At 60.3% G+C, this 26,635-nt stretch carries 17 protein-coding genes; 9 read left to right on the top strand and 8 right to left on the bottom strand.

Going from position 1 to position 26,635, the window contains the following annotated elements:
- Positions 1–188 precede the first annotated feature (188 nt).
- The gene (locus tag GSQ81_RS10405) at positions 189–1,682 is read right to left on the bottom strand and encodes a GDSL-type esterase/lipase family protein (protein WP_174237963.1); all 1,494 of its coding nucleotides are present in this window, start codon (positions 1,680–1,682) and stop codon (positions 189–191) included.
- Positions 1,683–1,819: 137 nt separating this feature from the next.
- On the opposite strand from GSQ81_RS10405, the gene GSQ81_RS10410 reads away from it, so the two are divergent.
- From GSQ81_RS10410 to GSQ81_RS10425, 4 genes are all read left to right on the top strand, one after another.
- On the top strand, positions 1,820–3,658 hold the full coding sequence (locus tag GSQ81_RS10410; protein WP_158910690.1) for a phosphoenolpyruvate carboxykinase (GTP): 1,839 nt from the start codon (positions 1,820–1,822) through the stop codon (positions 3,656–3,658).
- A gap of 569 nt (positions 3,659–4,227) precedes the next feature.
- Positions 4,228–4,371 (top strand): hypothetical protein, encoded by a 144-nt coding sequence (locus GSQ81_RS10415; protein ID WP_158910691.1) that lies wholly within the window; start codon positions 4,228–4,230, stop codon positions 4,369–4,371.
- A 119-nt stretch (positions 4,372–4,490) separates the two neighbouring features.
- Positions 4,491–5,507: a YeiH family protein gene (locus GSQ81_RS10420; protein WP_254060113.1), complete on the top strand. Its 1,017-nt coding sequence runs from the start codon at positions 4,491–4,493 to the stop codon at positions 5,505–5,507.
- 264 nt (positions 5,508–5,771) lie between these two features.
- Positions 5,772–8,936: a TonB-dependent receptor gene (locus tag GSQ81_RS10425; protein ID WP_158910693.1), complete on the top strand. Its 3,165-nt coding sequence runs from the start codon at positions 5,772–5,774 to the stop codon at positions 8,934–8,936.
- A gap of 65 nt (positions 8,937–9,001) precedes the next feature.
- Here the strand turns inward: GSQ81_RS10425 and GSQ81_RS10430 are convergent, their stop codons facing one another.
- Positions 9,002–9,604 carry a PEP-CTERM sorting domain-containing protein gene (locus GSQ81_RS10430; protein WP_158910694.1) on the bottom strand — a complete coding sequence of 201 codons (603 nt, stop codon included), beginning with the start codon at positions 9,602–9,604 and terminating at the stop codon, positions 9,002–9,004.
- Between the two features lie 284 nt (positions 9,605–9,888).
- Between GSQ81_RS10430 and GSQ81_RS10435 the strand changes: the two genes are divergently transcribed.
- Positions 9,889–11,571 (top strand): MFS transporter, encoded by a 1,683-nt coding sequence (locus GSQ81_RS10435; protein ID WP_158910695.1) that lies wholly within the window; start codon positions 9,889–9,891, stop codon positions 11,569–11,571.
- A gap of 296 nt (positions 11,572–11,867) precedes the next feature.
- Here the strand turns inward: GSQ81_RS10435 and GSQ81_RS10440 are convergent, their stop codons facing one another.
- Positions 11,868–12,869 carry a hypothetical protein gene (locus tag GSQ81_RS10440; protein ID WP_158910696.1) on the bottom strand — a complete coding sequence of 334 codons (1,002 nt, stop codon included), beginning with the start codon at positions 12,867–12,869 and terminating at the stop codon, positions 11,868–11,870.
- 150 nt (positions 12,870–13,019) lie between these two features.
- On the opposite strand from GSQ81_RS10440, the gene GSQ81_RS10445 reads away from it, so the two are divergent.
- Both GSQ81_RS10445 and GSQ81_RS10450 read left to right on the top strand, forming a co-directional pair.
- Positions 13,020–14,531 carry a UxaA family hydrolase gene (locus GSQ81_RS10445; RefSeq protein ID WP_158910697.1) on the top strand — a complete coding sequence of 504 codons (1,512 nt, stop codon included), beginning with the start codon at positions 13,020–13,022 and terminating at the stop codon, positions 14,529–14,531.
- 111 nt (positions 14,532–14,642) lie between these two features.
- Positions 14,643–17,123: a 2-oxoglutarate dehydrogenase E1 component gene (locus tag GSQ81_RS10450; RefSeq protein ID WP_158910698.1), complete on the top strand. Its 2,481-nt coding sequence runs from the start codon at positions 14,643–14,645 to the stop codon at positions 17,121–17,123.
- A gap of 145 nt (positions 17,124–17,268) precedes the next feature.
- Here the strand turns inward: GSQ81_RS10450 and GSQ81_RS10455 are convergent, their stop codons facing one another.
- The 5 genes from GSQ81_RS10455 to GSQ81_RS10475 form a co-directional block, all read right to left on the bottom strand.
- Positions 17,269–17,469, bottom strand: a complete 201-nt coding sequence (locus tag GSQ81_RS10455) for a cold-shock protein (protein WP_013581125.1) — start codon at positions 17,467–17,469, stop codon at positions 17,269–17,271.
- A gap of 195 nt (positions 17,470–17,664) precedes the next feature.
- Positions 17,665–18,447, bottom strand: coding sequence for a (d)CMP kinase (gene cmk / locus GSQ81_RS10460; protein WP_158910699.1), 783 nt, complete (start codon positions 18,445–18,447; stop codon positions 17,665–17,667).
- A complete protein-coding gene (locus tag GSQ81_RS10465) occupies positions 18,444–20,711 on the bottom strand; it encodes a hypothetical protein (RefSeq protein ID WP_158910700.1) in 2,268 nt (755 codons plus the stop codon). The genes cmk and GSQ81_RS10465 overlap by 4 nt, the downstream gene beginning before the upstream one ends.
- A gap of 224 nt (positions 20,712–20,935) precedes the next feature.
- Positions 20,936–22,846 (bottom strand): DNA mismatch repair endonuclease MutL, encoded by a 1,911-nt coding sequence (mutL, locus tag GSQ81_RS10470; protein ID WP_158910701.1) that lies wholly within the window; start codon positions 22,844–22,846, stop codon positions 20,936–20,938.
- 266 nt (positions 22,847–23,112) lie between these two features.
- Positions 23,113–23,709, bottom strand: a complete 597-nt coding sequence (locus tag GSQ81_RS10475; protein ID WP_158910702.1) for a PEP-CTERM sorting domain-containing protein — start codon at positions 23,707–23,709, stop codon at positions 23,113–23,115.
- A 407-nt stretch (positions 23,710–24,116) separates the two neighbouring features.
- Here GSQ81_RS10475 and GSQ81_RS10480 point away from each other — a divergent pair, with 407 nt between their 5' ends.
- Together GSQ81_RS10480 and GSQ81_RS10485 are read left to right on the top strand one after the other, a co-directional pair.
- Positions 24,117–25,472, top strand: coding sequence for a Gfo/Idh/MocA family protein (locus tag GSQ81_RS10480; RefSeq protein ID WP_158910703.1), 1,356 nt, complete (start codon positions 24,117–24,119; stop codon positions 25,470–25,472).
- Positions 25,465–26,520 (top strand): PmoA family protein, encoded by a 1,056-nt coding sequence (locus GSQ81_RS10485; RefSeq protein WP_158910704.1) that lies wholly within the window; start codon positions 25,465–25,467, stop codon positions 26,518–26,520. Before GSQ81_RS10480 ends, GSQ81_RS10485 begins: the two co-directional genes overlap by 8 nt.
- The last annotated feature ends 115 nt before the right edge of the window (positions 26,521–26,635 follow it).

Below are 26,635 nucleotides of genomic sequence, written 5' to 3' on the forward strand. Positions count from 1 at the left end.
TAGATTGAGTGCAAGTGATTGAGAATTTAGAAGTTGTCATCCTGAGCGAAGCCTCTCGCAGTTTTATCGCGTGAGGCGGAGTCGAAGGACCGGCGGTTGTCTTGTGGTGTCGACATTTTCTCGCTATTTTTCACCACATTCTATCCAGCCCCTCGTTTCTATATGTCGATACTGCCTAGCAGGACTGATCACTTTCCCGTAGTCGTAGCCGCAGGCTGACCCACCACATCCGGCCCCAATTCCACCTGCATACGAATCAGGCTATCGGCAACCATCCGCCCAAACAACGCCTGTCCCTTCGCATTCAAATGCGTCCGGTCGAGCTTCGTCTCCTCTTTCCGCTCCGCCTTAGCATCCGGATGCCCACTGGCATCAAACTCATCCGCCTGTGCCTGCGTCATCCCTTCCAGCAGCTTCACCGACATCGCATTCAGATCAACCAGAGTGACATCTTCTTCCATGGCCACACGCTTCGCCGCATTCACATAAGCAGTCAAGTCCTGCACCAGAACTCCATCCTTATAATTCCGCCGCGACAGAGAAGTCACAATCACGGGCACCACCCCAATCGCCCGCACGTCCCGTATATAGCGTCGAAGATTCGCCGCATAGGTCGTATCCGGATCAGTTGCTCGCGCCACGTCCTTCTTCTGGTCGTTGTGCCCAAACTGAATCAGGTAGTAATCTCCTTTGTCCGCCAGCGCCTTCGCCCAGGCTCCCTCGTCGATAAAGCTCTTCGAGCTGCGCCCATTCAGCGCCTCGTTCACACAGGTAACATTCGCAGTCACGATCGCGCAAAAGCCCTTGCCCCATCCGCCTCCGGCATTCACGGTCGAATCGCCAACCAGCACAATCTTCACCGGGCCGCCACGAATCACCTTCATCGCCTTCACGCCTGCCGTTGGAAGCACGGCTGCCTCAGGTCGTACATACTGCTGCAACGCCGGAACCGCCTTGCCCATATCGACGGCGACGATTCGCCCAAACACATAACTTCCCTGCCAGTTCAAATGCGTCTTGTCGAAGATCGTCTTGCCGTCGTTGTCCTTCTTCGTAATCGCCAGTTCATCGCCTGCCTTCTCGCCCACCCGGTCGAGGTAGGCAATACTGTCCCGCTGCAGGTCGATCACCGGCACCTTCATCTCCGCCGCAACCTTCTTCATCGTCTCCGCGTGCGCCGTCAGGTCTGAGTGAATCTTCCCGTCCGCGCCAAAGTACCTACGCGTCAGCGGAGTCACCAACACCGGCTTGATGCCAGCCGCACGCGCCTCATTCACAAACCGCCGCAGGTTCGTCTCATACTCCGCCATCGTCGTCTGTCGCGGCAAATGGTCCGCCGACTCCATATCGTTATGGCCAAACTGGATCAGCATGTAGTCCGGCTTCGTCTCCAGGCTCTCCTGCCACAGCCCCTGCTCGCGAAACGTCTTTGTGCTCGCGCCACCCTTGGCCATATTCACGCAGTCCACCGTCGCCATCACATTCGCGCAGACCCCCCGCCCATACCCCGCATTATTCGTCTGCGTCGAGTCGCCAATCAGATCAATCCGCACCTTCGTTCCCGGAGCCCTCTGCGCTGCCGTCGCCGCATCGAAGAGCCGTGGCGGATCACCCTGTGCCATCGCCATCACACTCGTCATTGCACACGCAGCAATCAGAATTTTGGTCCAACCAATAGCCATCAAATTCTCCCTCGCCGGAAGTCTACTGCATCCCTCATCGAACGGAACAATCGTTCGATAAGCGAACAGACGTGCGATCCCCATTGACACCATTCCGTCCCGAGGCGAACCATGGAGACCAAGGAGTTCTTGTGCCTATGAAAACAGCACTCTCCACCGCCACTCCTCCCACCACCAACAAGCACCTCATCCGCTGGGTCGAAAAGATGGCGGAACTCACCCAGCCCGACCGCATCCACTGGATCGACGGCTCCCAAAAAGAGTACGACCATCTCTGCGATCTCCTTGTCGAAGCCGGAACCTTCTTCCCGCTCAACGAAAAAATCTGGCCCGGCTGCTTCTACGCCCGCTCGGCCCCCAACGACGTAGCCCGCGTCGAAGACCGCACCTTCATCTGCTCGCTCTCCAAAGACAACGCCGGCCCCACCAACAACTGGGAAGACCCCTTCACCATGCGCCGCAAGCTCAAGCAGCTCTTTCGCGGCAGCATGAAGGGCCGCACCATGTACGTCATGCCCTTCAGCATGGGCCCCGTCGGCTCTCCCATGTCGCAGATCGGCGTCCAGCTCACCGACTCCGCCTACGCCGTCGTCAACATGCGCATCATGGCCCGTATCGGCGCTCCCGTCTTCGCCGAGATCGACAAGGACATCAAGCGCGTCGTCCCCTGCCTCCACTCCGTCGGCGCGCCGCTCGCGCCCGGAGAAAAAGACGTCCCCTGGCCCTGCAACGACACCAAGTACATCGTCCACTTCCCCGAGACCCGCGAAATCTGGAGCTACGGCAGTGGCTACGGCGGCAACGCGTTGCTCGGCAAAAAATGCTTCGCCCTCCGCATCGCCTCCAACATCGCCCGCGACGAGGGCTGGATGGCCGAGCACATGTTAATCCTCGGCGTCGAATCCCCACCCGACAAAAAAGGCAAGACCGAAAAGACCTACGTCGCCGCCGCTTTCCCCTCCGCCTGTGGCAAGACCAACTTCGCTATGATGATCCCGCCCGCTGGCTTCGAAGGCTGGAAGGTCTGGACCATCGGCGACGACATCGCCTGGATCAAACCCGACGCCACCGGCCAGCTCCGAGCCATCAATCCCGAGGCAGGTTTTTTCGGCGTAGCCCCCGGCACCTCTGCCAAGACCAATCCCAACGCCATGGCCACGCTGGCCAAAAACACCATCTTCACCAACGTCGCTCTCACCCCCGACGGCGGTGTCTGGTGGGAGGGCATGACCGACAAGCCGCCCGCTGAGTGTCTCGACTGGCAAGGCAACAAGTGGACGCCCGCCATCGGCAAAAAGACCGGCAAACCCGCCGCCCATCCCAACGGACGATTCACCGCGCCCGCCAGCCAGTGCCCCACCATCGATCCCGACTGGGAGGCACCTGACGGCGTCCCCATCTCCGCCTTCATCTTCGGCGGCCGCCGCGCCAACACCATGCCGCTCGTCTACCAGGCCTTCAACTGGTCCGCCGGTGTCTACATCGGAGCCACCATGGGCAGCGAAATCACCGCTGCCGCCGGTGGCATCTTAGGCAAAGTCCGCCGCGACCCTATGGCCATGCTTCCCTTCTGCGGCTACCACATGGGGGACTACTTCCGTCACTGGCTGCGTATGCAGCGCAACCTCTCCGTCACGCCACGCGTCTTCCACGTCAACTGGTTTCGCAAAGATGCCGACGGCAAATTCCTCTGGCCCGGCTTCAGTGAAAACATGCGCGTCCTCAAATGGATCGTCGACCGCGTCCACGGCCGCGCCCTCGGCAAGGAAACCCCCATCGGCTGGACGCCCCACTACGACGACATTAATTGGAAGGGCCTCGACTTCCCTCGCGAAGCCTTCGACGAGCTTCAAAAAGTCGACCGCACCCAATGGCGTCACGAGGTCATGGACCACGAAGAGTTGTTCCTCCTCGTCCACGATCACCTCCCTCCCGAGATGATCTACGAGCGCGAACTCCTCATCTGCCGTCTCTAAGTTTGTCCTAAAACCCCGAACGTCATCTCGACCGAAGCGAAGCGCAGTGGAGAGACCCCTGTATTTCGTCTTTGCCGTTGCCTTTACTGGACGAGTTTTCGCCTCTTCCGCTAACGCCACACACAAAGCATCTCCAATCAAATCAATTCTTTCCACTCTCACTAAATCTCCCTTGACTCTACCCACCTTTCGCTTTACCTTAAAGGGGTGGCAAGACTCCCTTCGGGTTGAGTCAGTCATAACGAAGTCCACCCACTTCGTTGCTTTACCGGAATACCCACGCAACAGCCCCCACCGCGCTGCGTGGGTTTCCTTTTTAAGCCTTCCTCTTCGCGCCAAATACTTGACGTTTCCGCATAAACTCCTTAGTCTCAAGGCATGGGATTGATGCACATCGCAGCTTGTACCTGTTGCCTTTGTTGTACGGGCGACGGCTGCTGCGTTGGATCTTCCCAGACCTAAGCGAATAACACAAATTCAGGCTTAGACACTTCAGGAACCCACGTATCAGCGTAAATCGCGATACGTGGGTTTTTCTTTTTCCCGAACGAAATGCAGGAGACTTCACCATGGCAACCTCTCAGGACCGCACCCCGATCAAGCCACACGCCGCCAACCGGCTATCGATCAACGTCGATCTCATCGCGGTAACCATTGCCCTTGCCCTCGCCGCACTCATCCGTTTCAACATCATCCCCTCCATCCCTTTCTAGTCACCGGGCCCTCGCCGTTCAGCCGCCGCCTCTAAAAAATGTCAGCCCACACTTTACCCAACCCGACTGCCAGTTCGGCCCCGTCCCCTGCCTCACGTTTCGTTAAGACGATTCCAGGCATGGCGCTGCTCTTCGGCGTCGGTCTTCTGGGCAAAGTCTTTGAACACACCTTCGCCGTCCTACACGCTGAACATCCCACCTGGCTACTTCCCCACATCGAGTACGTCCTCTGGGCCATCATCCTCGGCCTCGTCATCAGCAACACCTTCGGCGTCGCCCGCATCTTCCAGCCCGGCGTCGCCACCTACGAGCTCTGGCTCAAGCTCGGCATCGTCCTCATCGGCGCACGCTTCCTCATGCAGGACCTCTTCCACATCGGCGGCATGACCCTCGTTCTCGTCGCCATCGAGCTGGTCCTCTCGCTCTCCGTCATGACGCTGCTCGGGCGTATCTTCAAACTCCCGCCCAAACTCACCAGCCTTCTCGCCATCGGCAGCAGCATCTGCGGAGTCACCGCCATCATGGCCACGCAGGGAGCCATCGACTCCAGCGAAGAGGACACCTCCACCGCGATGGCGGCCATCCTCACCCTCGGCGCCATCGCTCTCTTCACCTTCCCCGCCATCGGCCACGCGCTCCACATGAGCCAGCAGTCCTACGGCATCTGGGCCGGCCTCGCCGTCGACAACACCGCCGAAGCCACCGTCACCGGAGCCATCTATGGCGATGTCGCCGGGCGCTTCGCTGTTCTCTCTAAAACCGCGCGCTCGTCTTTCCTCGGTTTCGTCGTCCTCGGTTATGCCGTCTACTGGGCATCGAAGGGCCAAGCCACCGCCGTCGAAAACAAGGCGCTCTTCCTCTGGCAGAAGTTTCCCAAGTTCGTCCTCGGCTTCATCGCCATCTCCGTCCTCGCCACCGCCGGATTCTTCACCCACGGACAGCTCAACAGCCTCTCCAATCTTTCGCGCTGGGCCTTCCTTCCCGCCTTCGCTGGCGTAGGTGTCCGCACCAACCTGCGCGACCTCGTTGGACAGGGTTGGCGGCCTCTCATCGTCGGCATCCTCGGTGAAATTTTTATCGCTCTGGTTACGCTCGGCCTTGTCTACTTGAGCTACCGTCACGGAGCGATCCAATGACGATGACGCAAAACAATCTCGGGCGCCCCATGTCCGGACTCTCGGACATAGATTTCCACACCACCTCAAATGCACGGGTGCCCCATCCTTCGCAGTCTCATCGCGAAGGGTGGGAAGTAAACTCTCGCCCCAGCATCACCCTCCAAAGCTGTTGTTGTTGCGCCTAAGCAAGAACCAGCTCCCCTAAAAACATAAAGAACGCGCAACCTCGCACCTAAACCAACCAGCGAGGAGCGCTCCCACATATACCTTCTGGAGGCACCCATGTATCACTTCATCACCAAAAAGCTCCCCCTCATCGCCACAACGCTGGCGCTGTTTATCGCAATCACCGCGCACGCGCAGATCGTCGGCGGAACCATCTCCGGCACCGTCACCGACTCCACCGGCGCCGCCCTCGCCAACGCCAAAGTCCACGTCCACAACGACGAGACCGGCAACGAGCGTAATCTCGTCACCGCATCCGACGGCCGCTACGCCGCGCCCTCCATCCCCGTGGGCACCTACACCATCACCGCAGAGCTTCCCGGCTTCAGCGCAGCACGCCGCGCTGAAATCGGACTCACAGTCGGCCAGAGCAAGCAGATCGACCTCACCCTCTCGCTCGATTCCGTCGCGCAACAGGTCACCGTGCAGGACACGCCCTCCGTCGTCAACACCTCCACGCAAGAGATCTCAGGCCTCGTCGACGAGCGCCAGATCAAACAGCTCCCCCTCAACGGCCGCAGCTACGACCAGCTCATCACGCTGAACCCCGGCGTCGTCAACTACACCGGCCAGCGCTCCGGCACCATCGGCACGTCAAATTCGTCGGTAGGCAACATGTTCGCCATCTCCGGCCGTCGCCCACAGGACAATCTCTTCCTCCTCAACGGAATCGAGTACACCGGAGCCTCGCTCATCAACGTCACCCCCGGCGGCACCAGCGGCCAGCTCCTCGGCGTCGATGCCGTGCGCGAGTTCAATGTCGTCAGCGACACCTACTCCGCCAGCTACGGCAAGCGCCAGGGCGCGCAGATCTCAATCGTAACCGCGTCAGGCACAAATAAACTTCACGGCTCCGCCTACGAGTTCATTCGCAACTCCGCCCTCGATGCCCGCAACTACTTCGACCAGGCCACCATCCCCGAGTTCCAGCGCAACAACTTCGGTGGCTCGCTCGGCGGACCCATCAAGAAGGACAAGCTCCTCCTCTTCGCCAACTACGAGGGCTACCGCCAGAACCTCGGCCTATCCGACGTCACGCTCGTTCCCGACAACGCCAGCCGTGCCGCCGCCGTAGCCAGCGTCAAACCCCTGCTCGCCCTATGGCCGGTAGCAAACGGCCCCGAACTCGGCAGCGGCATCGCCGAAGCCTTCTCCAGCCCCATGCAGCACATCCGCGAAGACTTCGGCACCACGCGCTTCGACTACAACATCAGCCCCAAGGACCTCTTCTTCAGCGCTTACACCATCGACGACTCCACCGCCAACACGCCCACGCAAAACCCGCTCGCCCTCATCAACGAGAGTCTCCGCGAACAGGTCCTCAGTGCGCAGGAACAGCACGTCTTCTCCCCGAAACTACTCAACACCACTCGCTTCGGCTTCTCCCGCGCATCCTTCTTCTTCCTTGGCTCAACTCCGATTGACATTCCCGGCTGGGTCGAAGGCAAGCCTATCGGAGCCATCGTCATCGCAGGCAGCACCGCCTCGAATGGCTCGTCACAAATCACCGGAGCAGGCGGCAACGTAGGCTCCGACAACACCACCACCCGCAATCTCTTCACCTTCGACGACCACATCTTCTGGAGCCATGGACGCCACCAGATCGAAGCCGGTGGCTGGATCCAGCGCCTGCAGTCGAACGACAACCTCGCCCAGAACCAGTATGGCCAGGCCTCCTTCGCCTCGCTCGCAACCTTCCTGCAAGGCACGGTAAAGACCTTCACCGTAGTCCCCGCGCCGACCGAGCTCGGCTGGCGCTCCTTCCTCGGCGCAGGCTACATCGAGGACACCATCCACTTCACCCCACGCCTCGAAGTCCGCGCAGGCTTCCGTTTCGAGTCAACCAATGGCTTTAACGAGGCCCAGGGCCGCGCCTCCAACTACGGCTTCACCAATGGAATCATCAACACCAATCCAACCGTAGGCTCCGCAGCACTCGCCACCAATCGCGCCAAATTCCTCCCCGAGCCGCGCGTCGGCCTCGCGTGGGACGTCCTCGGCAACGGCAAGACCTCCGTCCGCGCAGGCTTCGGCATCCACCGCTCGCTGCTCGATAACCTCGACTACCGCCTCGACCAGTCCGCCCCCTACAACACCACGCTCGCACTCTCGAACGTGCCCGTCTCCAGCCTCAACATCACCGCCAACACCAAGCCGTCAGCCAGTTCACTGGTCTCGCCCTCCAACGTCCAGACCGATATCTACACCCCCACCGTCCTGAGCTGGAACCTCCGCGTCGAGCAGCAACTCGCTCCCAACACCTCACTCACCCTCGGTTATGTAGGCTCGCACGGCTACCATCAGATTCTCTCCGCCGACCTCAACGAACCCGTCACCACAACGGTCAACGGAACGATCTACTATCCGACCACCACCAAGGCCAACCCGCTCGTAGCCAACACCACCTCGTGGATCTCGCAGGGCATCAGCAACTACAACGCCCTCGAGGTCGACCTGCACCGCAGCTTCGCCAACGGCTTCCAGCTTCGCGGCAACTACACCTGGTCGAAGAACCTCGACAACGGCTCCGCATGGAACACCAGCGTCAGCGCCAACACGCCCGCCTTCGTCATGTACCCCGCCAACCCCAACATCGACTACGGCCCCTCCGCCAGCGACATCCGCAACCTCGCCTCCATCAACGGCACCTACGATCTTCCCTTTGGAGCAAACCACCTCATCGGCGCAAACTTCAACGGCTTCGCCAACCGCGCCATCAGCGGCTGGACACTCAGCGCCATCGCCGCCATTCAGTCCGGCTTCCCCTTCTCGCCGCAACTCGGCTACAACCCCACCGGCAGCGGAGACACCCGCAACCCCGTCCGCCCCGATATCAATCCCAACTTCCACGGCAACCTCTACCTGCACACACCGAAGCAGTTCTTCAACGCCGCCGCCTTCAGCGCACCGGCCTATGGAACCTTCGGCAACCTTGGCCGCGACACCCTCGTCGGCCCTGGCCTCACCAACCTCGACCTCGCGCTGCACAAATCCACCCAGCTCGGCGAGCGTCTCCACGCCGAGTTCCGCGCCGAGTTCTTCAACGTCCTCAACCACACTAACTTCGCCACGCCCAACGAGGTCGTCATCTCCTCCGGCCCCACCCAGGGCAACCTAGCCAGCCAGACTGCACCCGTAGTCGCCAGCCCCACCGCAGGCGTCATCACCTCCACTGCCACCAGCTCCCGCCAAATTCAATTCGGTCTGAAGCTGCTCTTCTAAAAACGCCCTCCAACAGAAAAGCCTCTCCGGCAATCACCGGAGAGGCTTTTCCATTCACATCAGCACTAAGCAGCAGAAAACTTCCGCCGCACCACACCCAAAGCACCCAGCGCTCCCGTGCCCAGCAGCACTAGCGAAGAAGGCTCAGGAACCTCCGACGCAGCCACCGCCGAGAACGTAGAGGTTCCCGCTGCCGTCAGATCCAAGCCACCCTGGTTCGTTCCATAGACAGCCTCGCCCAGATCGGTGGCGAAGTTGTTGAAGATCGACGAGCCCGAGGTCGCTCCAATCGCTCCCAGCTCATACGCCGCAAACGCCGGGTTTGAGGTGTAAAGCAGCGCGAAGTCGTTCGTGTTGTCGCCCAGGCCCGCGATGTTGCTCGTCTGGTTCACAAAGAGCTGGAGGCTGTCGGTGAACACGCCGCTCACGCCACCGGCGATGCTGAACGAGACCGGCGTCGAAGGCGAAAGAGCGAAGATGCCGCCGCCTTCATTAATCAAGCTTGCAGGATTTGCCGTTGCGGTAAACGTCACCACTGCGTTATTGAAATCGACACCGCCAACGCTGCCGCTGCCGGTAAACGTATCGGTATAGGTAAGCGAAGAGGCGTGCATCGCAAGCGGAGCTGCAAAGACCGCGGCAAGAGTCAAAAGTTTAAGAATGCGCATTCGAGGAGCCCCCTCCCTGGGGGCTATGCGCTCAAACTTCTCACGTTTACATTAACGCAAAGTCAAAACGGAAACATGCAAACCTTTGCACATCAATAGGTTACACAGTTTCTATCGTCTCGTTCCTCATCCTTTTCTCATCACGCTTCTATATAAACCTTGTCATCCCTCTCCAATAAGAGTTTGTCATCCTTCCGCGAAGCGGAAGGATCTGCTTTTGCCCTTAGAGCCGCATTCCCTCAACTCTCCCACCAGAGCAACCCGTAAACTAACCCAAGCGCCTCATGCCCTTCGAAACCCCAAACACCGGCCCGGCCACAGCAGCCGCCGCTCCCACACCAAGCGGCTTCGCGCCCCTCCGCATCGCGCTCTTCCGCGACCGCTGGATCGCCAGCACCATCTCCTCCGTCGGCACATGGATGCAGGACACCGCGGGTACCTGGTTCATGACCTCGCTGACCACCTCGCCTCTGCTCATCGCGCTGATGCAGACTGCGGCCAGCCTCCCTGTCCTTATCCTCGGCCTTCTCGCCGGTGCCACCGCCGACATCTTCGACCGCCGCAAGCTACTCATCTTCTGGCAGGCCTGGATGCTCGGCTCCGTCAGCCTCCTCGCCATCCTCACCTTCCTCGGCTACGTCTCGCCATGGACGCTGCTCGCGCTCACCTTCATGCTCAACATCGGCTCCGCCATGAACAATCCCGCATGGCAGGCCATCGTCCCCGAGCTGGTCCCCCGCGAACTCATCCCCGACACCGTCTCCCTCAACTCCGCCAGCAACAATCTCGCACGCGCCGTCGGCCCCGCTCTCGGCGGCTTGATGGTCGCCGCCTTCAAGCGCATCGACAGCGGCGCCGGCTCCGTCTTCCTGCTGAATGCCGTCTCCTACGCCGCCGTCATATGGGTGCTGGTCAACTGGAAGCGCATCCCGCTCTTCAAATCCACCCTTCCCTCCGAGCGCATCGCCGCCTCCATCCGCTCCGGCCTGCGCTACGTCCGTTACTCTCCCGAGCTGCAATCCGCGCTCGTCCGCACCTTTACCTTCACCTTCTTCCTCTCGGCCATCTGGGCGCTGCTCGCCGTCGTCGCCAGCCACGTCCTCCATCAGGGAGCGCTCGGCTATGGCATTCTCAACGGCTCGCTCGGCGTAGGCGCGCTCGTCGGAGCCACCACGTTGCCTCGCATCCGTCGCCGCTTCTCCGCCGACCGCATCATCATCGCCGCGACCCTCTACAACGTCGTCACCCTTCTCATCCTCGCCTTCGCGCATGTTCCCTGGCTCATCATCATCGCCCTCATCTTCTCGGGCTTCGCCTGGACCTGCACCCTCTCGACCCTGAACACCTCCGTCCAGCTCGCCGTGCCTGCGTGGGTGCAGGCCCGAGCCCTCGGCACCTACCTCATGACCTTCCAGGGCGGCATGGCGCTCGGCTCTGTCCTCTGGGGAGCGCTCGCCGAACACACCTCCACCCCCATCTCACTTGCCACCGCCGCTGCCGGACTCGCCATCACCCTTCCCATCGTCAGCCGCTTTCACATCCTGCAAGGCCCGGTTCCCGATCACACTCCCTACCAGTGGCAGCGCCCCGCGCCGCAGCCCATCCCCGCCCTCGATTCCGAACCAGCCGACGACCTCAACTCCGCCGGTCCCGTTCGCATCTCGATCGAGTACAATGTTCCCGCCGAGAACTACGCCGAGTTCACCCACGCCATCCACGAGCTACGCGGCGTCCGGCTCCGCGACGGCGCGCTGCGCTGGGGCATCTACCGCGAAGCCACCAACCCCGAGCACCTCAATGAGACCTTCGTCATGGAGTCCTGGCTCGACTATCTCCGCTCCCGCGAGCGCGTCACCGCCGCCGACGAGGCCATCCGCGAGCGCGTCCGCTCCCTCCACCGCGACTCCGAGCCACCCCGCACCACTCACCAGATCTACGCCAAAGAGATCACCCACCCCAACGAATAGCGCGTCTCTCTCTCAGCGAAGACACGTCATCTCGACCGGAGCGCAGCGCAGCGGAGAGACCCCTATATTTTGCCTTTGCCGTTGCCTGTTCTATTCTTTCCGCCGGTATTTTGTGGAACAAGTTCAAAACTACAACACACGGAAACAAACGCTGATTCTTTCAAGATGAGCCGCTAAAAACAAACAAGAGCAAATACAGGGGTCTCTCCGCTGCGCTGCGCTCCGGTCGAGATGACGTGAGTTCTGCAGGGGGATTGAAGGAATAGAAAACAACAAAGGAACCTTCTAAACAGTTCTCACCGCGGACCCTCCACCGGCTTCCCCATCCCCGGCAGAATCGTACTCGTCACCTTGAACTTTCGATATCCCGAATCGACCTCGCGAAACGTCCCATTGAATTTGAAGAGCAGAAGCATCCGCGCCGCTCCTCGCCCATTCGCCTCGACCGGCAGCCACACCTCGTCATTAACCTTGCGCTGCTCCAGCGAAAAACTCGTGCCTTTCTGGATGTTCGCCACCAGCCCCGCACCGATCTTGAACGTATCCAGAAAATGTCCTTCCAGCCTTGCAATGGCGCGGTCTTCTTCATCCACCCAGACCGTTCCCGCCATATCGCGGATCACACCCTCCAGCCGGTTCCGCGTTTTAGCTTTGGGATCGCCCGTATAGTCCACCGCGATGGTCTTCCGCCCATTGAGCATCACGCGCCGGGCATTGCTGAAGCTCCCCAGCTCAAGCAGTCGCGATACCGTGACCTCGTCGTTGCCATCAGGATCAGCCGGTTTCCCCTTGGCATCGGCCTTCGCCAGCCGCTCCTTGGCCTTGGCGACTTCCTTGTTGATACGTTCGTCCTGTTTCTTCAGGTCCTGTGGGCTTAGCTCTTTCCCATCCTTCTTTGTCAGCTTGTGTACCGGCACCCCTTCTACCCAGAACACATCGAACTCCCGCGTCACTGTGTTCTTTACCCGGCCATGCCCATCTACCTCCTGAACCGTATCTACCGCATGGTAGAGATAGTCTTTCTGAACTGCCTCCGCCGTTTTCTCGTTCTCCTCGACCTCGTGCATCAATTGAGAAATATCGGGGAGCGGACGCTCTTCGGCCCCACCGGGCGCAACTTCGGATGTAACCAGAGAAACAATGCCATGCAGGTTACATATCGGAGAGATGAGGCCAGATGTAACCTGAAAAACAGCCGGATACCGGTTACCTGTCAGGGTAGCGTGCGCCGTTGCTCCGGGAGCAAGCCATCCCAGAACCGCTATCAAAACCAGAATTCTCCAAGCGCGACTCGCCATATTTCCATCTTAGTTGCCATGCCTGAAAACGCTCACTCGCAGCGATAATTCCCGGGAGATGATCTATCTGTAATAGAGTAGTTTGTGGTCTTACCATTTATCCGGCTTTGCGCACTCCCGGTCGTCGCGCTGAGGAAAAAAGAAAAGTTCATGCCCAAGATGCTCATCCTCGGCAACTCAGACGACGTAGCCGTCGCCCTTAACCCTATCGATGCAAGCACTTCCATTCCTGAACTGAAGATCACGGCCCTCTCTGATATTCCGGCTGGCCATAAGATCGCACTGCACGCTATCCCCGTCGGTCACCCCATCCGCAAGTTCAATCAAATCATAGGCTTCGCTACCAAGCCCATCGCCGTCGGCGAGCACGTTCACACCCACAACCTCATCACCGGAAACTTCGAGCGCGACTACTCCATCGGGACAGAAGCTCATCCAACCGAGTTCGTCGATCGCGCTCAGGCCGCCACCTTCGAGGGGATCATTCGCGCCGACGGTCGTGTGGGTACTAGAAACTATGTCGGTGTTCTGACTACAGTTAATTGCTCAGCCACGGTCGCCCGCCGCATCGCCGCCCACTTCACTCCTGAAGTCCTCAGCGCCTACCCCAATGTAGACGGCGTGGTCGCCATCACCCATGGAACCGGCTGCGGCATGGCCGAGCACGGCGAGCCAGCAGACCTGCTCCGCCGCGTCTTCGCAGGCTACGCCACGCATACTAACTTCGCCGCTGTCCTTCTGCTCGGCCTTGGCTGCGAGACCAACCAAATAGACAGCCTGATTACGCTGACGGGAAGCTCCTCCAACCTGCGCACCAGCACCATTCAGGAAGAGGGCGGCACCGCTGCGGCCATCCGCCACGGCATCGCCACTGTTGGGGAGATGCTGGAGCAGGCCAATCAGGTCAGCCGCACCACTGTCTCTGCTTCGAATCTGATGGTCGGCCTTCAATGCGGCGGCTCCGACGCTTACTCCGGCATCAGCGCCAACCCCGCTCTGGGAGCGGCTGTCGATCTCCTCGTTCAAAATGGAGGCACGGCCATCCTCTCTGAGACACCTGAGATCTATGGGGCGGAACATCTGCTTACGCGGCGCTCCGCCAGCCCCGACGTCGCTGCACGCCTGATCGAGCGCATCCACTGGTGGGAGGAGTACACCGCTCGCCACAAAGGTTCCATCGACAACAACCCCCAGCCCGGCAACAAGACTGGCGGCCTGACGACGATCCTCGAAAAATCTCTGGGAGCGATCTCGAAGGGCGGAACCACCAATCTGATCGAGGTCTACCGCTACGCCGAGCCGGTCCATAAAAAAGGACTTGTCTTCATGGATTCCCCCGGCTTCGATCCCGTCTCAGCCACCGGACAGGTCGCCAGCGGCGCGAATCTTCTCTGCTTCACGACGGGCCGCGGCTCGGTCTTCGGCTGCAAGCCAAGCCCGTCGATCAAGCTGGCCTCGAACACCCCTCTTTACAACCGGATGGCCGACGATATGGACATCAACTGCGGCACCATCATCGACGGTGAAGAGACGGTGCAGCAGGCTGGATTGAGGATCTTTGCAGCAATACTGGCAACGGCCTCGGGCAGGCAGACCCGGAGCGAAGAGCTCGGCTTTGGCGAAGAGGAGTTTCAACCCTGGTTACAGAGTGCAACTTTATAGTCGGGTATCGCACAACATTGAATGAAGTAGATGCGGTGCGCCGCCGAAAGGTCTAGCATAAAAGAAGTACGTTAATTTCGCTTTCGCGAATAGACCTGGAGTGAGGACGCAATGGCCACCAAGGCAGGGGTAGTGACCCCACCGGCTTCCGCAGTAGAACAGCAAGACCGTGAGACTGTTTTCGATATCTTCCGCCGCTGGGGATATCTTCAAGCTTCCCTCGATCCACTCGGTCAGTATCTTCCACCCGAACCCTTCCCAACTCCTGCTCCCGAAGGCGAAGCCGCAGCAGAGGCGCGCAAGTTTTACTGCGGCACCATCGCTGCCGAGTTCATGCACATTCCCAGCCCGGAGCAGCGGCAGTGGCTGCAGGACCAGATAGAGCGGACACCTCCTGCCGCCAACCAGAAGCTCATCCTCACGCAACTGATCCGCGCCGAGATCTTCGAGCAGGTCATTCAATCGCGCTACCTGGGAACGAAGCGCTTCTCGCTCGAAGGACTGACCGCCCTGATTCCCTTCCTCGATCGCGTTCTCGCCCTCAGCGCTGGATATGGAGTTACGAAGAGCGTGATGGGCATGAGCCATCGCGGCCGCCTGAACGTGATGACCAACACCATCGGCCGCAAGGCAACCGAGATCTTCACCAAGTTCGAAGACGTCGATCCGCGCAGCACGATGGGCGGCGGCGACGTGAAGTACCACATCGGCGCGACCGGCGAATACCGCTCTCCGAAGGGCGAGGTCATCTCGCTGCATCTTGCATCGAATCCCAGCCATCTTGAAGCAGTCGATCCTGTCGTTCTGGGACGCGCGCGCGCCAAGCAGGAGCGCATCGGCAAGGGCGGCAAAGACGTCGTGCTGCCGCTGATTATTCATGGCGACGCTGCGTTCGCAGGACAGGGCATTCTTGCCGAGTGTCTGAACATGGCAACGCTGCATGGATACAACGTCGGCGGCACGATCCATGTGATTGTGAACAACCTGCTCGGCTTTACCGCGATTCCCGAGGAGTCGAACTCGTCGCGCTTCTCGTCCGACGTTGCCAAGCGGCTGCCGATTCCCATCTTCCATGTGAACGCCGAAGATCCGGATGCCGTGGTCAGGGTGGCTGCGATTGCCGCCGATTTTCGCCATCGCTTTCACTCGGATGTCGTGGTCGACCTGATCGGCTATCGCCGCCATGGCCACAGCGAGGTTGATGATCCTACGGTCACGCAGCCGCGCCGTTACGCCGTCATCAAGGACCATCCTCCGCTCTATCAGATTTACGCGCAGCGCATCGGCGTCGATCCAGTGAGCGAGGTGCAGCAGATTCAGCAGGAGTTTCTCGACGACCAGAAGGCCGCAACCAAGGCCGAACATGTGCCGCTGCTGCGCACGATGCCCGACTATTGGAACGCCTACAAGGGCGGCGAACTGCCGCCGGAAGACGAGGTTTCGACCGGCCTTTCGAGCGAGCGCGTCAATGAACTGGTGCTTGCGCTGACCAGATATCCGAGCGATTTCCATATTCATCCGAAGGTGAAGAAGCTCTTCGAGCAGCGGGTGGAGATGGGAGCTGGCGCAAAGCCCTTCGACTATGGAACGGCAGAACTGGTGGCGTATGCCTCGCTGCTCGAAGCCGGTACGCTGGTTCGGTTGACCGGGCAGGACTCGCAGCGGGGAACGTTCAACCAGCGCCACTCGGTGATGGTGGATACGGAGACCGAGGTGAAGTACTCGCCGCTGTCGCACCTGAGCAAAGATCAGGGACGGTTCGAGGTCTACAACTCGCTGCTTTCTGAGGCTGCCGTGCTCGGCTTCGAGTATGGGTTTGCGCGTGACTATCCCGAAGCACTGGTGCTTTGGGAGGCGCAGTTCGGCGACTTTGCCAACGGCGCGCAGGTCATCATCGACCAGTTCATCGCGTCGAGCGAGATGAAGTGGGGTCTGCTCTCAGGCATCGTGATGCTGCTGCCGCACGGCTACGAAGGACAGGGGCCGGAGCACTCGAGCGCGCGCATCGAGCGCTATCTGCAACTGGCGGCGAACGACAATATGCAGATCTGCCAGCCCTCGACGGCGGCGCAGTACTTCCACCTGCTGCGGCGTCAGGTGATGCGGCCGTGGCGCAAGCCGCTGATCGTGTTTACGCCGAAGAGCATGTTGCGGCACCCGGACGCCTCTTCGTCACTCGCTGACTTCGCCAAGGATAAGTATCAGGATGTGCTACCGGACAATGAAGTGGTGAATCCGCGGCGGCTGCTGGTTTGCAGCGGCAAGGTCGGGCACAACCTGCGGATGGAGCGGGCGAAGCGCAAGGACATGGGCGTCGGCATCATCTTTGTCGAACAGCTTTATCCGTGGCCGAAGGATGAGTTGCAGGCTGCGCTCGATCAGCATCCCGGAGCCGAGGAGATCGTCTGGGTGCAGGAGGAGCCGGCGAACATGGGCCCACTGACGTATGTGATGCCTCTGCTGCGGCGTCTTGCCGGCGACCGCGCGGTGCTGAGCGTAAAGCGCAGCCCAAGTGCGACACCAGCCACCGGATCGGCCAAGGCCCACGATATGGAAGAGAAGACTTTGCTCGATCTTGCTTTTGGAGTTTAGCTTTTCTTCGTTGGACAAAGCCCCGTCTCCTGCGAGATGGGGCTTTGTTTTGTCTCTTCTGGATAGCCCGGAGCTTAAACGCGGAAGGGGACAGCCTGAGCCGTCCCCTTCGCAAATCTTTTTGTTGCTGTGGTGTCTCTAAAGACTAGAGAGGCTGGACGTCAGACGCCTGCCATCCCTTGGGTCCCTTGACCACGTTGAATTGTACGGCCTGGCCTTCCTGAAGGCTTTTGAAACCGTTTGAATTGATCGCCGAGTAGTGTACGAATACATCCTCGCCGTTCTGACGGCTGATAAAGCCAAACCCCTTTGCATCGTTAAACCACTTCACTGTTCCCTGTTCCATTGCTTCTTTCCTTGTGCTGCTATTGAATTCCGTAGATCCAAATCGGGGTTCTTACATTGGCTAGCGCTGCAGAAAACCAATCTGTTTCAAACGATGTGTGAAGGTTAGCACATCCTGCAAGTTTTTTTGGCGAAAAGAGATAAATAGTTTGGTTGCACTAGTTTCGGTGCAGTCCTTTTGATGAGGCAAACAAAGCTATTTATCGGCTGGAAGATGGGCGTGGACGATCTCTTCGGCCCGTTTCAGGACCTCTTCGAGGGTCATGGCGGTGGAGTCCAGAATGACCGCGTCGGCAGCGGGCTGGAGCGGCGATTCGGCGCGATGGCGGTCGCGGTAGTCGCGCTCTTTAAGGTCGCGGAGGATGGCTTCTTCGGCGGAGCGCTGCTGCTCGGCAGATTGTGGTTCGGGGCTTTGACGGTCTGAGTTCTGCCGAATGGTGGGGGATTCGGTAGGGACGGTCTGGCGGAAGCGGCGGTTGCCGCGGACCTCGGGTGCGGCGTCGAGAAAGATCTTTACTTCGGCATCGGGAAAGACAGCGGTACCGATGTCGCGGCCTTCCATGACGACCCCGCCCTGCTGGCCGAGGGCGCGCTGCTGGAGGACCATCCAGGCGCGGAGGTTGTGATGAATGGAGATCTGCGAGGCGGCGGAGGTGACGTCCTGCTCGCGGATGCGGCGGGAGACGTCGATACTGTCGAGCAGGACGCGGTTGCCTTCTGCCTGGGGTTCGAGCGTGATGCGGGTGTGGCTGGCCAGGTCGAGCAGGGGAGCCTCTTCGTCGAAGGCGAAGTCGTTTTCGATGGCCTTGAGCGCGAGAGCGCGATACATGGCTCCGGTTTCGAGGTTGAGAAAGCCGAAGCGGCGCGCGAGATGGGCGGCGAGGGTACTTTTGCCCGCGCCAGCGGGGCCGTCGATGGCGATGACGGGCCGCTGGCGTTTGCTGGGCTCAGGCTGCGGGGTGGTGCGAGATTGCGTCATTCGGCGGATGCACCTTTTTCAGGTTTGAATTTACGCGCAGGAGCCCGTTTGCCAAAGGGTTTTTTGTTGCCCTTGAACTTGTCAAAGGTGTTGGCAGGTTTTCCGCTGTCCCCCGCGGATTTGCCGTAGGGCTTTTTGCCGGCGAAGCTGCCGCCGCTGGATTTACCGGCGTAGCCGCCGGAGGATTTGCCGTAGGGCTTTTTCGCTCCGAAGCCACCGGACGGCTTGCCTGCGTAGCTGCCTGAACCTTCAGGACGAGCTGGACGGCTGGGGCGCTCGCCACGATCTGAGGAATAAGGACGGGCGGGGCGATCAGAAGAAAAAGGACGCGCCGGACGGTCGCCACGGTCCGAGGAGAAAGGACGGCTGGGGCGAGCAGGACGGTCGGAGGAGAAGGGACGCGCCGGACGATCTGGGCGGTCTGAGAAAGAGCGCGTCGGACGGTCGGAAGCAGGACGATCTGAGAAGGAACGCGCAGGGCGGTCGCCACGGGGTGCGTCGAATTTGCGGAAGGGCGGCCCGCTTGGGCGCTCGCCTCGGCCACTTCGCTCGCCGCCACGGTCATCGCGGTCGCGGGAGAAGCTCGGCTTGCCGCCGAAGCGGGAGGGACCTGCTCCGCCTTCGCGGGGAGGACGGGGGCTGAAGCTGCCGGGGGTGCGCGGACCACTAAAGGACGGTTTGTCACCAAAGGTTCGACGCGGTGGACGGCTGTCGCTACCGCCCTCGGGGCGGGGGGTGAACTCTCGGCGAGGGGGGCGCGAATCGCCGAAGTCACGACGCGGCGGACGGGAGTCTCCGAAATCGCGGCGGGGTGGGCGGCTGTCAGTGCGGTCGAAGGATTTTCCAGCGAAGCCTTCACGCTTGCGGTCAAAGGTTCCGGGCTTGGAGAAGGTACTGCGCGGCGGACGGGTGTCGCCTGATGCACTGTCGCGAGGGAACGGCGGTCTGCTGCTGGGACGGTCGCTGCGGAAAGCTGGCTTGTTGCCAAAGGACGGCCTTGCTCCAAAGGCAGGGCGCTTCCCTTCCCGGTCGAAGCTGGGCTTGCGGGGGTAGGGGCGGGGTGTGTCCTGGTTGGTGCTGTCGCCTGCTCTGCCTTCGTCACTTACGGTCGAGGGTGTGCGCGAGGCAGCGAGGCGGTCCGCCTTCTCTTCTGCCCAGGGCTTGGTGAAGCTGGGACGGTCGGGGCGGTTGGACTCGCGGGTGAAAGGACGACGCTCGCGGCTGGAACTTTCGGACGGCTTGGTGATATATCCGGTGCCGACCTTGCGGGGTTTGGGGACGAACTTTTTAATACGGGCGTCGGAGCCCGTTTCCGTTCCGCCTTCAGCTTCGGCGGCGGCGGCGAATGTGTTGGCGTCGTCAGCATCGGGCGCGGGTGAGGCGATGGCGAGGAAGTCGGGGAGGTCTCCGTTGACGTGGAGGACGGTGCGGCCTTCGATGGCGATGGTCTCAAGCTGGCGCGCCGACATGAGCGCGTGCACCACGTCGCGGATGCGTGAGCGAGAGGCAACGGGCGAGAGGAAGGTTTCGACATCGTCCTCGGTTGCGACGATGGCCTGACCGAGATAGAGCGAGGTAAGCGCCGAGAGTGCAGTGGGCTGGCCTGCGTTGGCTCCGGCCTTGATCTGCTTGGTGAAGCGGGTGGTGGTCAGCTCCCAGAGAGTCGCCGCGCCGTCAGGCTGCGGAATGGGGAGGACGCGGAGGTGCTGCCAGAGTTCGGTGAGGGCGCGGAGAACGGCGGCCTCGGTGACCTCTTTGCCGAGCTGCGTGGCCAGGTCGTAGGCGCTCATGGTGATGCGCTCCACCAAAACGTTGTAGGTGGCCAGAGCGAGTGGGGAAACTTTGGCGGGGCCGCTGGTGGTGGGGGGCTGCTTCCAGGCCTTGTCGCCGCGGAGAGTGAAGATGTAGGGGAAAGCGAGGGGAGAGACGATGAAGTCGGGAGTCTCGGTGCCGGTGCCTGTCGGGTTGCCGAGCAGGTTGAGGGGAACGGCTCCTCCATCGGCGATGAGGCGGGCGAGCAGGCTGCGGGGTTCGTCGGTCTCGGCCAGCGTGGGCGCGACGTTGGGGGTGCCGAGGATGGCCTCGACGAAGGACGGCGCAGGGGACGGAATCTGCTGGGCGCGGGGAGTGTAGAGGACCAGGCCAGAGGTATTGAGCCAGTCCCGGAGCATGTTGATGGTGAGAATGGGCTGGGCGTCCTGGTGCCAATGGGTGAGGCGGGCGGCGGCGAGCTGGTCGGCCGTGGAGTTGCTTAGGTTACTCAAGGTGTTGCCTTCCTGCTGGGCGAAGCTACCGCACGCAGCAATCGTTCAGCCTGGGCTGAACGAGGATAATTCTGATGGGTCGATGGAACAGCATGATTCAGTTGGGTTGAAGTCCCTGCCGCTGCTTCAAGAATACCCTAAAACCGTGGTGAAAAGTTGGGAGCTAGCCCTATTCCTGGCGGTTGGAGCGAGAAGCTTTCTTCTATGCCGTCACCGGATTTGACCTAGATGCGCTGGAAGGCTTTGGCAATGTCTTTGTGGGAGTAGCGAAGGGCGATGGGGCGGCCGTGGGGGCAGCTGGTGGGATGCTCGGTTTTTCCTAGCTCGGCGAGCAGCCAGTCGATTTTGACGGGTTCGAGAGGCGTGTTGATCTTGATGGCAGCGTGGCAGGCGATGCTGGCGGCAATGCGGCGGCGACGGGTCTCGGAGTTCTCGGTTTGCTGCTCTCGGTCTGGGACGGCGAGGACCTCTTCCAACATGCGCTCCAGTTCCCTGCCTTCGAGGCCCACTGGCGCGGCCTTGATGGCGATGGTGTTGGGGCCGAAGGGCTCGGCCTCGAAGCCGTTGCGGTCCAGCTCGTCGGCGAGGCGCGCGAAGGAGACCATCTGCGCGGGGAGAAGATCGATCAGGACAGGCATCAGCAGGCGTTGGCGCTGGACGCTCTCCGTGTCGCGGGCGCGGAGGATCTTTTCGAAGAGGACGCGCTCGTGGGCTACGTGCTGGTCTACGATCCATAGGCCCTCGTCGTTGACGGCGAGGATGAACGAGTCGCGGAGCTGGCCGAGGGGCTTCAGCGTGGCGAGGGCGTTGAGGGTTTCGTTTTCGTTGGGCGATGCCTCGCCTTCGTAGCCTACGGGGATTTGGGCTTCAGGGAAGGCGAGGCTGCCGGGGGATTCTGGGACTTGTGGAGCGGCGAGGTTGAAGGGCGCGATGTCGGATGCGGTGGGATCTGCTTCGGACTGCGGTTCGAAGACGGGCTGTGATGGGCCGTTACTCATGGGGCTTACGTCGAGGAGCAGCGAGGCGCTGGCGTGGGGTGTGTTGTGCAGCGCGGCGGCGAAGCTGGCTACAGGGCGGCTCTGCATGAGCGTGGTGCGAACGGTGTCGCGGATGAAGTCGTGCACGAAGCTCGACTGGCGGAAGCGAACTTCAGTCTTCGCGGGATGGACGTTGACATCTACCTCTTGGGGTGGCATTTCCAGGAAGAGGAGGACGACCGGGAATGAAGTTGGCGGGATAATGTTGCGGTAGGCCTCGTTGAGCGCGTGCAGGACGAGCTTGTCGCGCACGAGGCGATGGTTGACGAAGACGTAGACGGAGTTGCGGTTGAGCTTTTGCAGCTCGGGCTTGGAGACGAAGCCGGTGATGCGGAGATAGCCGGGATCGGGCGGCGTGTAGTCCTGCTCGCGCTTCCAGGGTGGCGGCTCGGGCAGACCGGCGCGGGTGAAGTCCATCTCGGCGGTGGTGGAGAGCATGAGGCCGGAGGTCTCGCGGCCAAAGATCTGGAAGAGGCGGTCGGCGCTGTTGCTGACGGCTGGCGCGATCAGGAGGGCTTGCGTGGTGTTGTGCAGCTCGAAGTGTTTGGTGGGGTGGGCGAGCGCGTAGTTCGTGACCAGAGAAGCGATGTGCGAGAGCTCGGTCTGCTCGGAGCGGAGGAATTTGCGACGGGCGGGAGTGTTGAAGAAGAGGTCGCGGATGGTGATGGTGGTTCCGGCGGGAAGGCCAGCCTCTTCGACGCGAAGGATGTTGCCTCCGGCGATCTCGACGAGAGTGCCGGAGTCTTCTTCGGGGGCGCGGGTTTCGAGGATGAGGCGGGAGACGCTGGCGATGCTAGGCAGCGCTTCGCCGCGGAAACCGAGGGTGGAGATGGAGAGCAGGTCGTCGGAGGTGCGGAGCTTTGAGGTGGCGTGGCGCTCGAAGGCGAGCAGAGCGTCATCCTTGACCATGCCATGGCCGTTGTCGGCGATGCGGATGAGCTTGCGGCCACCGGCTTCAACCTCGATGCGGATGCGGGTGGCACCGGCGTCGATGGAGTTTTCGAGCAGCTCTTTAGCGACGGAGGCGGGGCGCTCGACGACTTCTCCGGCAGCTATCTGGTTGGCTACCAAGTCAGAGAGGATGCGGATACGACCCATAGAATGCGATTGTACGGGAGCAGGGCGTGTGAATCCCGCTGGCGTCGTTGAAGTTCGAGGTTCTTTCCCGTTCTGAGTGGAGTTGGCAACTGAATAAACCGCAGATCCTTCGACTTCGCTGCGCTCCGCTCAGCATGACAATTTGCATGTGGCGGATTTGAGGGTGAGGGAATAAAAAATGGCCGCCTCCATGAGAGGCGGCCATGCGCAAAGTTTCTACAGGTACTGCAACTCATCAGGCCTGTTGCGGCCTGGATGAGATCTCGTTAGCAGCTCTCTGGGCTGGCGGTTTGCGCGCCCATGCGGAAGTAGAGCAGGCCTGCCGCTGCGATAAGGCCGGTGGCGAACAGCAGAAGCGACGAAGGCTCGGGAACAGGAGACGGTGAAGAGCCGGAGGTGCCGGTGACGGTGAAGCTTCCGTAGGAGGCTGCCTGCCCGTCGTTGTAGTAGAAGGCGTAGCCTCCGGTCGAATCGAGAGTGAAGCGTGCAGGCGTCGTTCCGATGGTCTCCGCAAAGGTGACGTCGTTGAGCTCACCGTTGAGGAAGCGCACGAGGGTGGTTCCGGTCGCCCCGGCGAGCGAGAAGTTCTGGCCATCGATGTTGAAGGTCACGTCGAGCAGGCCGCCGTTGGCCTGGGTATAGTCCACCTGTCCGGTTGAGGGCACGGCGCTGTTGAGCGTGATCGTTCCTGTACCGCCATAGAGTGAACCGGCGCCGGGCGTGAGGGTCAGATCGTAGGTGATAGGCGAGGCGTGCAGCGTGGCCGGCACAACCAGGGTAAGAACGGCAGCACAGAGGGTAAGGAAAGTGGCCTTGAGGATGGTTGCTTTACGGGTCCGGAGAGTTCCAGGCAGAGAGAGCATTGAGAGTCCTTCAAAAAGAGATAGGTACAAATCGTTGTCAACGATCAGTGAGTAAGCATTTGGGTCGCCAAACTTTGATGGAGCGCAGTTTGAAGAAATTCCCCATAAATACCGCTTTCTTTTATTTGAACGGTTCTCCATGCGCACATGTTTTCCCAGGTGTGCACTTTTTTGCTCACTTTTTATCCCTGACAATTCCTTTGCGCGGGGATGATGCCCAAAACCAGCACATTTGTCTCGAGGCATCTGGAATTTATTGCTCCTTCGATAATTAGTTCGAATAAAGATCGAAATAGTGGCCAGACCACTTATAAGTTATGTACACTTCGCTGGCTGAGAGACTCGATGATTTTCCGCGAGTCTATTTTCTGGCTGGAAACGGTATGACCACATCGAGGAGATTACGCATGGCATCGCAGGACACTAACCGCAGAATTTTTTTGAAGATAGGCAGCTCGGCGCTGGCGGCTACGGCCGTCTCATGGAATGCGACCAGCTACGCGAGCATCGTGGGCGCGAATGACCGGGTAAAGGTCGGCATCGTGGGCTGCGGCGACCGAATGAAGGGCGCCCTGATTCCTGCGTTTCAGGAAAATGCGAAGGACAAGAACTTCGAGATCGTTGCGGTGTCCGATATCTGGAACCGGCGTCGGGAGGAGGGCGCTGCCTATATTCAGAAGCTGAGCGGCAACCAGATCGCGTCGGTGCGGAACAACGACGAGCTTTATGCGCGCAAGGACATCGATGCCGTTCTGGTGGCGACGGCTGACTTTCAACATGCGCGGCATGGTACAGAGGCTGTGAACGCAGGGCGTGATGCCTATGTCGAGAAGCCGACGGCTCACACGATGGAAGATGCTCGGCTGTTTCGGGCAGCCGTGCATAAGACGGGCAAGATTGTGCAGGTGGGCACGCAGCGGCGCAGCACTCCCAGCTATATGAAGGCGGCGGAGTACATCAAGTCGGGCAAGTTCGGCGACATCGTGATGGTGGAGATGACGTGGAACGTGAACCAGCCGGGACGGTGGCGCAGGCCGGACGTTGTGCCTCTTCTGAAGGAGCAGGACACGGACTGGAAGCGCTATCTGATGAACCGCCCTTATGAGCCGTTCGATGCGCGGAAGTATCTTGAGTTCCGTCTGTTCTGGCCGTACTCCTCGGGGATTCCCGACCAGTGGCTGGTGCACCAGATCGATACCGTGCACTGGTTCAGCGGATTGCCGCACCCGCGCAGCGTTGTGGCCAATGGCGGCATTTATCTATGGAAGGACGGCCGCAAGAACTGGGACACGATGACGGCAGTCTTCGACTATGGCCCGCTCGACGATCTGACCAAGGGATTTCAGGTGCAGTACACCTCACGCTTTACCAACTCGGCTGGCGGAGTGAAGGAGCTCTACTATTCGAACGGCGGCATGCTGGATATGTCGAAACAGACGGTGACTCCGACGGGCGGCCTGACAGCGAAGTCGGCAGAGGAGATGAAGATGCAGGCCAACCTTCTGCCCAGCTTTCCGCTGGTAGAGAAGGCAGAGGCGATGGAGACAGGCCTTGGCACGCATGTCGATGCCGAGACCTCAGCGAACATGCGCAACTGGATGGAGTGCGTGCGGTCGCGCAAGACGCCGAATGCGGACATCGAGGCCGGATATAGCCACTCGATCGCGCTGTGCATGAATATTGCCGCCATCCAGACGGGGGAGAAGGTGACCTTCGACGACAAGACGCAGCAGGTGATGGCGGGAGGAAAGGTCCATGCATAAGCTGGTCTTGTGCGGCGTGATGGCTATGGTTGGATTGGGAAGCTCGGCCCAGGTTTTTGCCAGGGATGCAGGGCACGGCGTTAAGGTCACGAAGAACCAGGCCGGGCGGCGCGTCGATGTCACCATCGATGGCAAGCCGTTCACCTCGTACGTGTGGCCGACGACGCTGAAGAAGCCGGTGCTGTTTCCGCTGATCGCGGCGGATGGCGTGACGGTGACGCGCGGATATCCGCTCGATCCGCGGGCGGGAGAGCGCGTGGACCATCCGCACCATGCGGGTTTGTGGTTCAACTATGGCAATGTGAATGGCTTCGACTTCTGGAACAACTCCGACGCGATCAAGCCGGAGAACCGCGAGAAGATGGGCAGCATTTACCAGGAGAAGATCGTGTCTGCGAAGAGCGGACGCGATCGCGGCGAGCTGACGGTCGATTCGGTCTGGGTTACGGGCAAGGACCAGAAGATCATCAACGAGACGACGCGCTATGTGTTTTCGCAGCATGACGATGAGCGGGTGATCGATTTCATCACCACGCTTCATGCGCTGGACAAGGTGGTCTTCAACGACGACAAGGAAGGCGTGCTCGGAATCCGGGTCGCGCATTTTCTGGAGTCGGCAACGGAGAAGGGCGGAATCTTTTCCGATGCCAATGGACGTCCGACGAAGGTTGATGCAGGAGATACTGCTGGTGCGACCGGAGTCTATCTAACCAGTGAAGGCAAGAAGGGCGATGCCGTCTGGTCGACGCGTGGGCGCTGGTGTGAGTTGACTGGCACAAACGCGGATGGAAAGACGGAGACGGTTGCGATTATCGATAACCCGACGAACCCGGGCTATCCGACTTACTGGCATGCTCGCGGATATGGATTGTTTGCGGCGAACCCGCTGGGGAGGAAGATCTTCGATCCGACTCAGTCGGCGTTTGATTTCACCATCGACAAAGGGCAGAGCGCGACTTTCAAGTATCGGGTGATTCTGTTCTCTCATGCTGCTTCGGCGGAAGAGATGAACCAAGCTGCGGATCGGTTTGCTGCGGAGTACAAGTAACTCGGTAAGGCACTTGTAAGACTAATTACATTGCAAAGTAGAAAGTAACTTCCCTTAGTTATGCAAACTACTGCATAACTAAGGGATTATTTTTTTATTCTTTGATGAAATAATC

Source organism: Granulicella sp. L56, from assembly GCF_009765835.1.
Classification (GTDB): Bacteria; Acidobacteriota; Terriglobia; order Terriglobales; family Acidobacteriaceae; genus Edaphobacter.

What these genes read in the sequence shown, in the direction of transcription:
- GSQ81_RS10410 (WP_158910690.1), top strand. Translation starts at nt 1,820, where the DNA reads ATGAAAACAGCACTCTCCACCGCCACTCCTCCCACCACCAACAAGCAC.
- mutL (WP_158910701.1), bottom strand. Translation starts at nt 22,846, where the DNA reads ATGGGTCGTATCCGCATCCTCTCTGACTTGGTAGCCAACCAGATAGCT.
- GSQ81_RS10435 (WP_158910695.1), top strand. Translation starts at nt 9,889, where the DNA reads ATGCCCTTCGAAACCCCAAACACCGGCCCGGCCACAGCAGCCGCCGCT.
- GSQ81_RS10455 (WP_013581125.1), bottom strand. Translation starts at nt 17,469, where the DNA reads ATGGAACAGGGAACAGTGAAGTGGTTTAACGATGCAAAGGGGTTTGGC.
- GSQ81_RS10475 (WP_158910702.1), bottom strand. Translation starts at nt 23,709, where the DNA reads ATGCTCTCTCTGCCTGGAACTCTCCGGACCCGTAAAGCAACCATCCTC.
- GSQ81_RS10485 (WP_158910704.1), top strand. Translation starts at nt 25,465, where the DNA reads ATGCATAAGCTGGTCTTGTGCGGCGTGATGGCTATGGTTGGATTGGGA.
- GSQ81_RS10450 (WP_158910698.1), top strand. Translation starts at nt 14,643, where the DNA reads ATGGCCACCAAGGCAGGGGTAGTGACCCCACCGGCTTCCGCAGTAGAA.
- GSQ81_RS10415 (WP_158910691.1), top strand. Translation starts at nt 4,228, where the DNA reads ATGGCAACCTCTCAGGACCGCACCCCGATCAAGCCACACGCCGCCAAC.
- GSQ81_RS10445 (WP_158910697.1), top strand. Translation starts at nt 13,020, where the DNA reads ATGCCCAAGATGCTCATCCTCGGCAACTCAGACGACGTAGCCGTCGCC.
- GSQ81_RS10405 (WP_174237963.1), bottom strand. Translation starts at nt 1,682, where the DNA reads ATGGCTATTGGTTGGACCAAAATTCTGATTGCTGCGTGTGCAATGACG.
- GSQ81_RS10480 (WP_158910703.1), top strand. Translation starts at nt 24,117, where the DNA reads ATGGCATCGCAGGACACTAACCGCAGAATTTTTTTGAAGATAGGCAGC.
- GSQ81_RS10430 (WP_158910694.1), bottom strand. Translation starts at nt 9,604, where the DNA reads ATGCGCATTCTTAAACTTTTGACTCTTGCCGCGGTCTTTGCAGCTCCG.
- GSQ81_RS10420 (WP_254060113.1), top strand. Translation starts at nt 4,491, where the DNA reads ATGGCGCTGCTCTTCGGCGTCGGTCTTCTGGGCAAAGTCTTTGAACAC.
- GSQ81_RS10440 (WP_158910696.1), bottom strand. Translation starts at nt 12,869, where the DNA reads ATGGCGAGTCGCGCTTGGAGAATTCTGGTTTTGATAGCGGTTCTGGGA.
- cmk (WP_158910699.1), bottom strand. Translation starts at nt 18,447, where the DNA reads ATGACGCAATCTCGCACCACCCCGCAGCCTGAGCCCAGCAAACGCCAG.
- GSQ81_RS10425 (WP_158910693.1), top strand. Translation starts at nt 5,772, where the DNA reads ATGTATCACTTCATCACCAAAAAGCTCCCCCTCATCGCCACAACGCTG.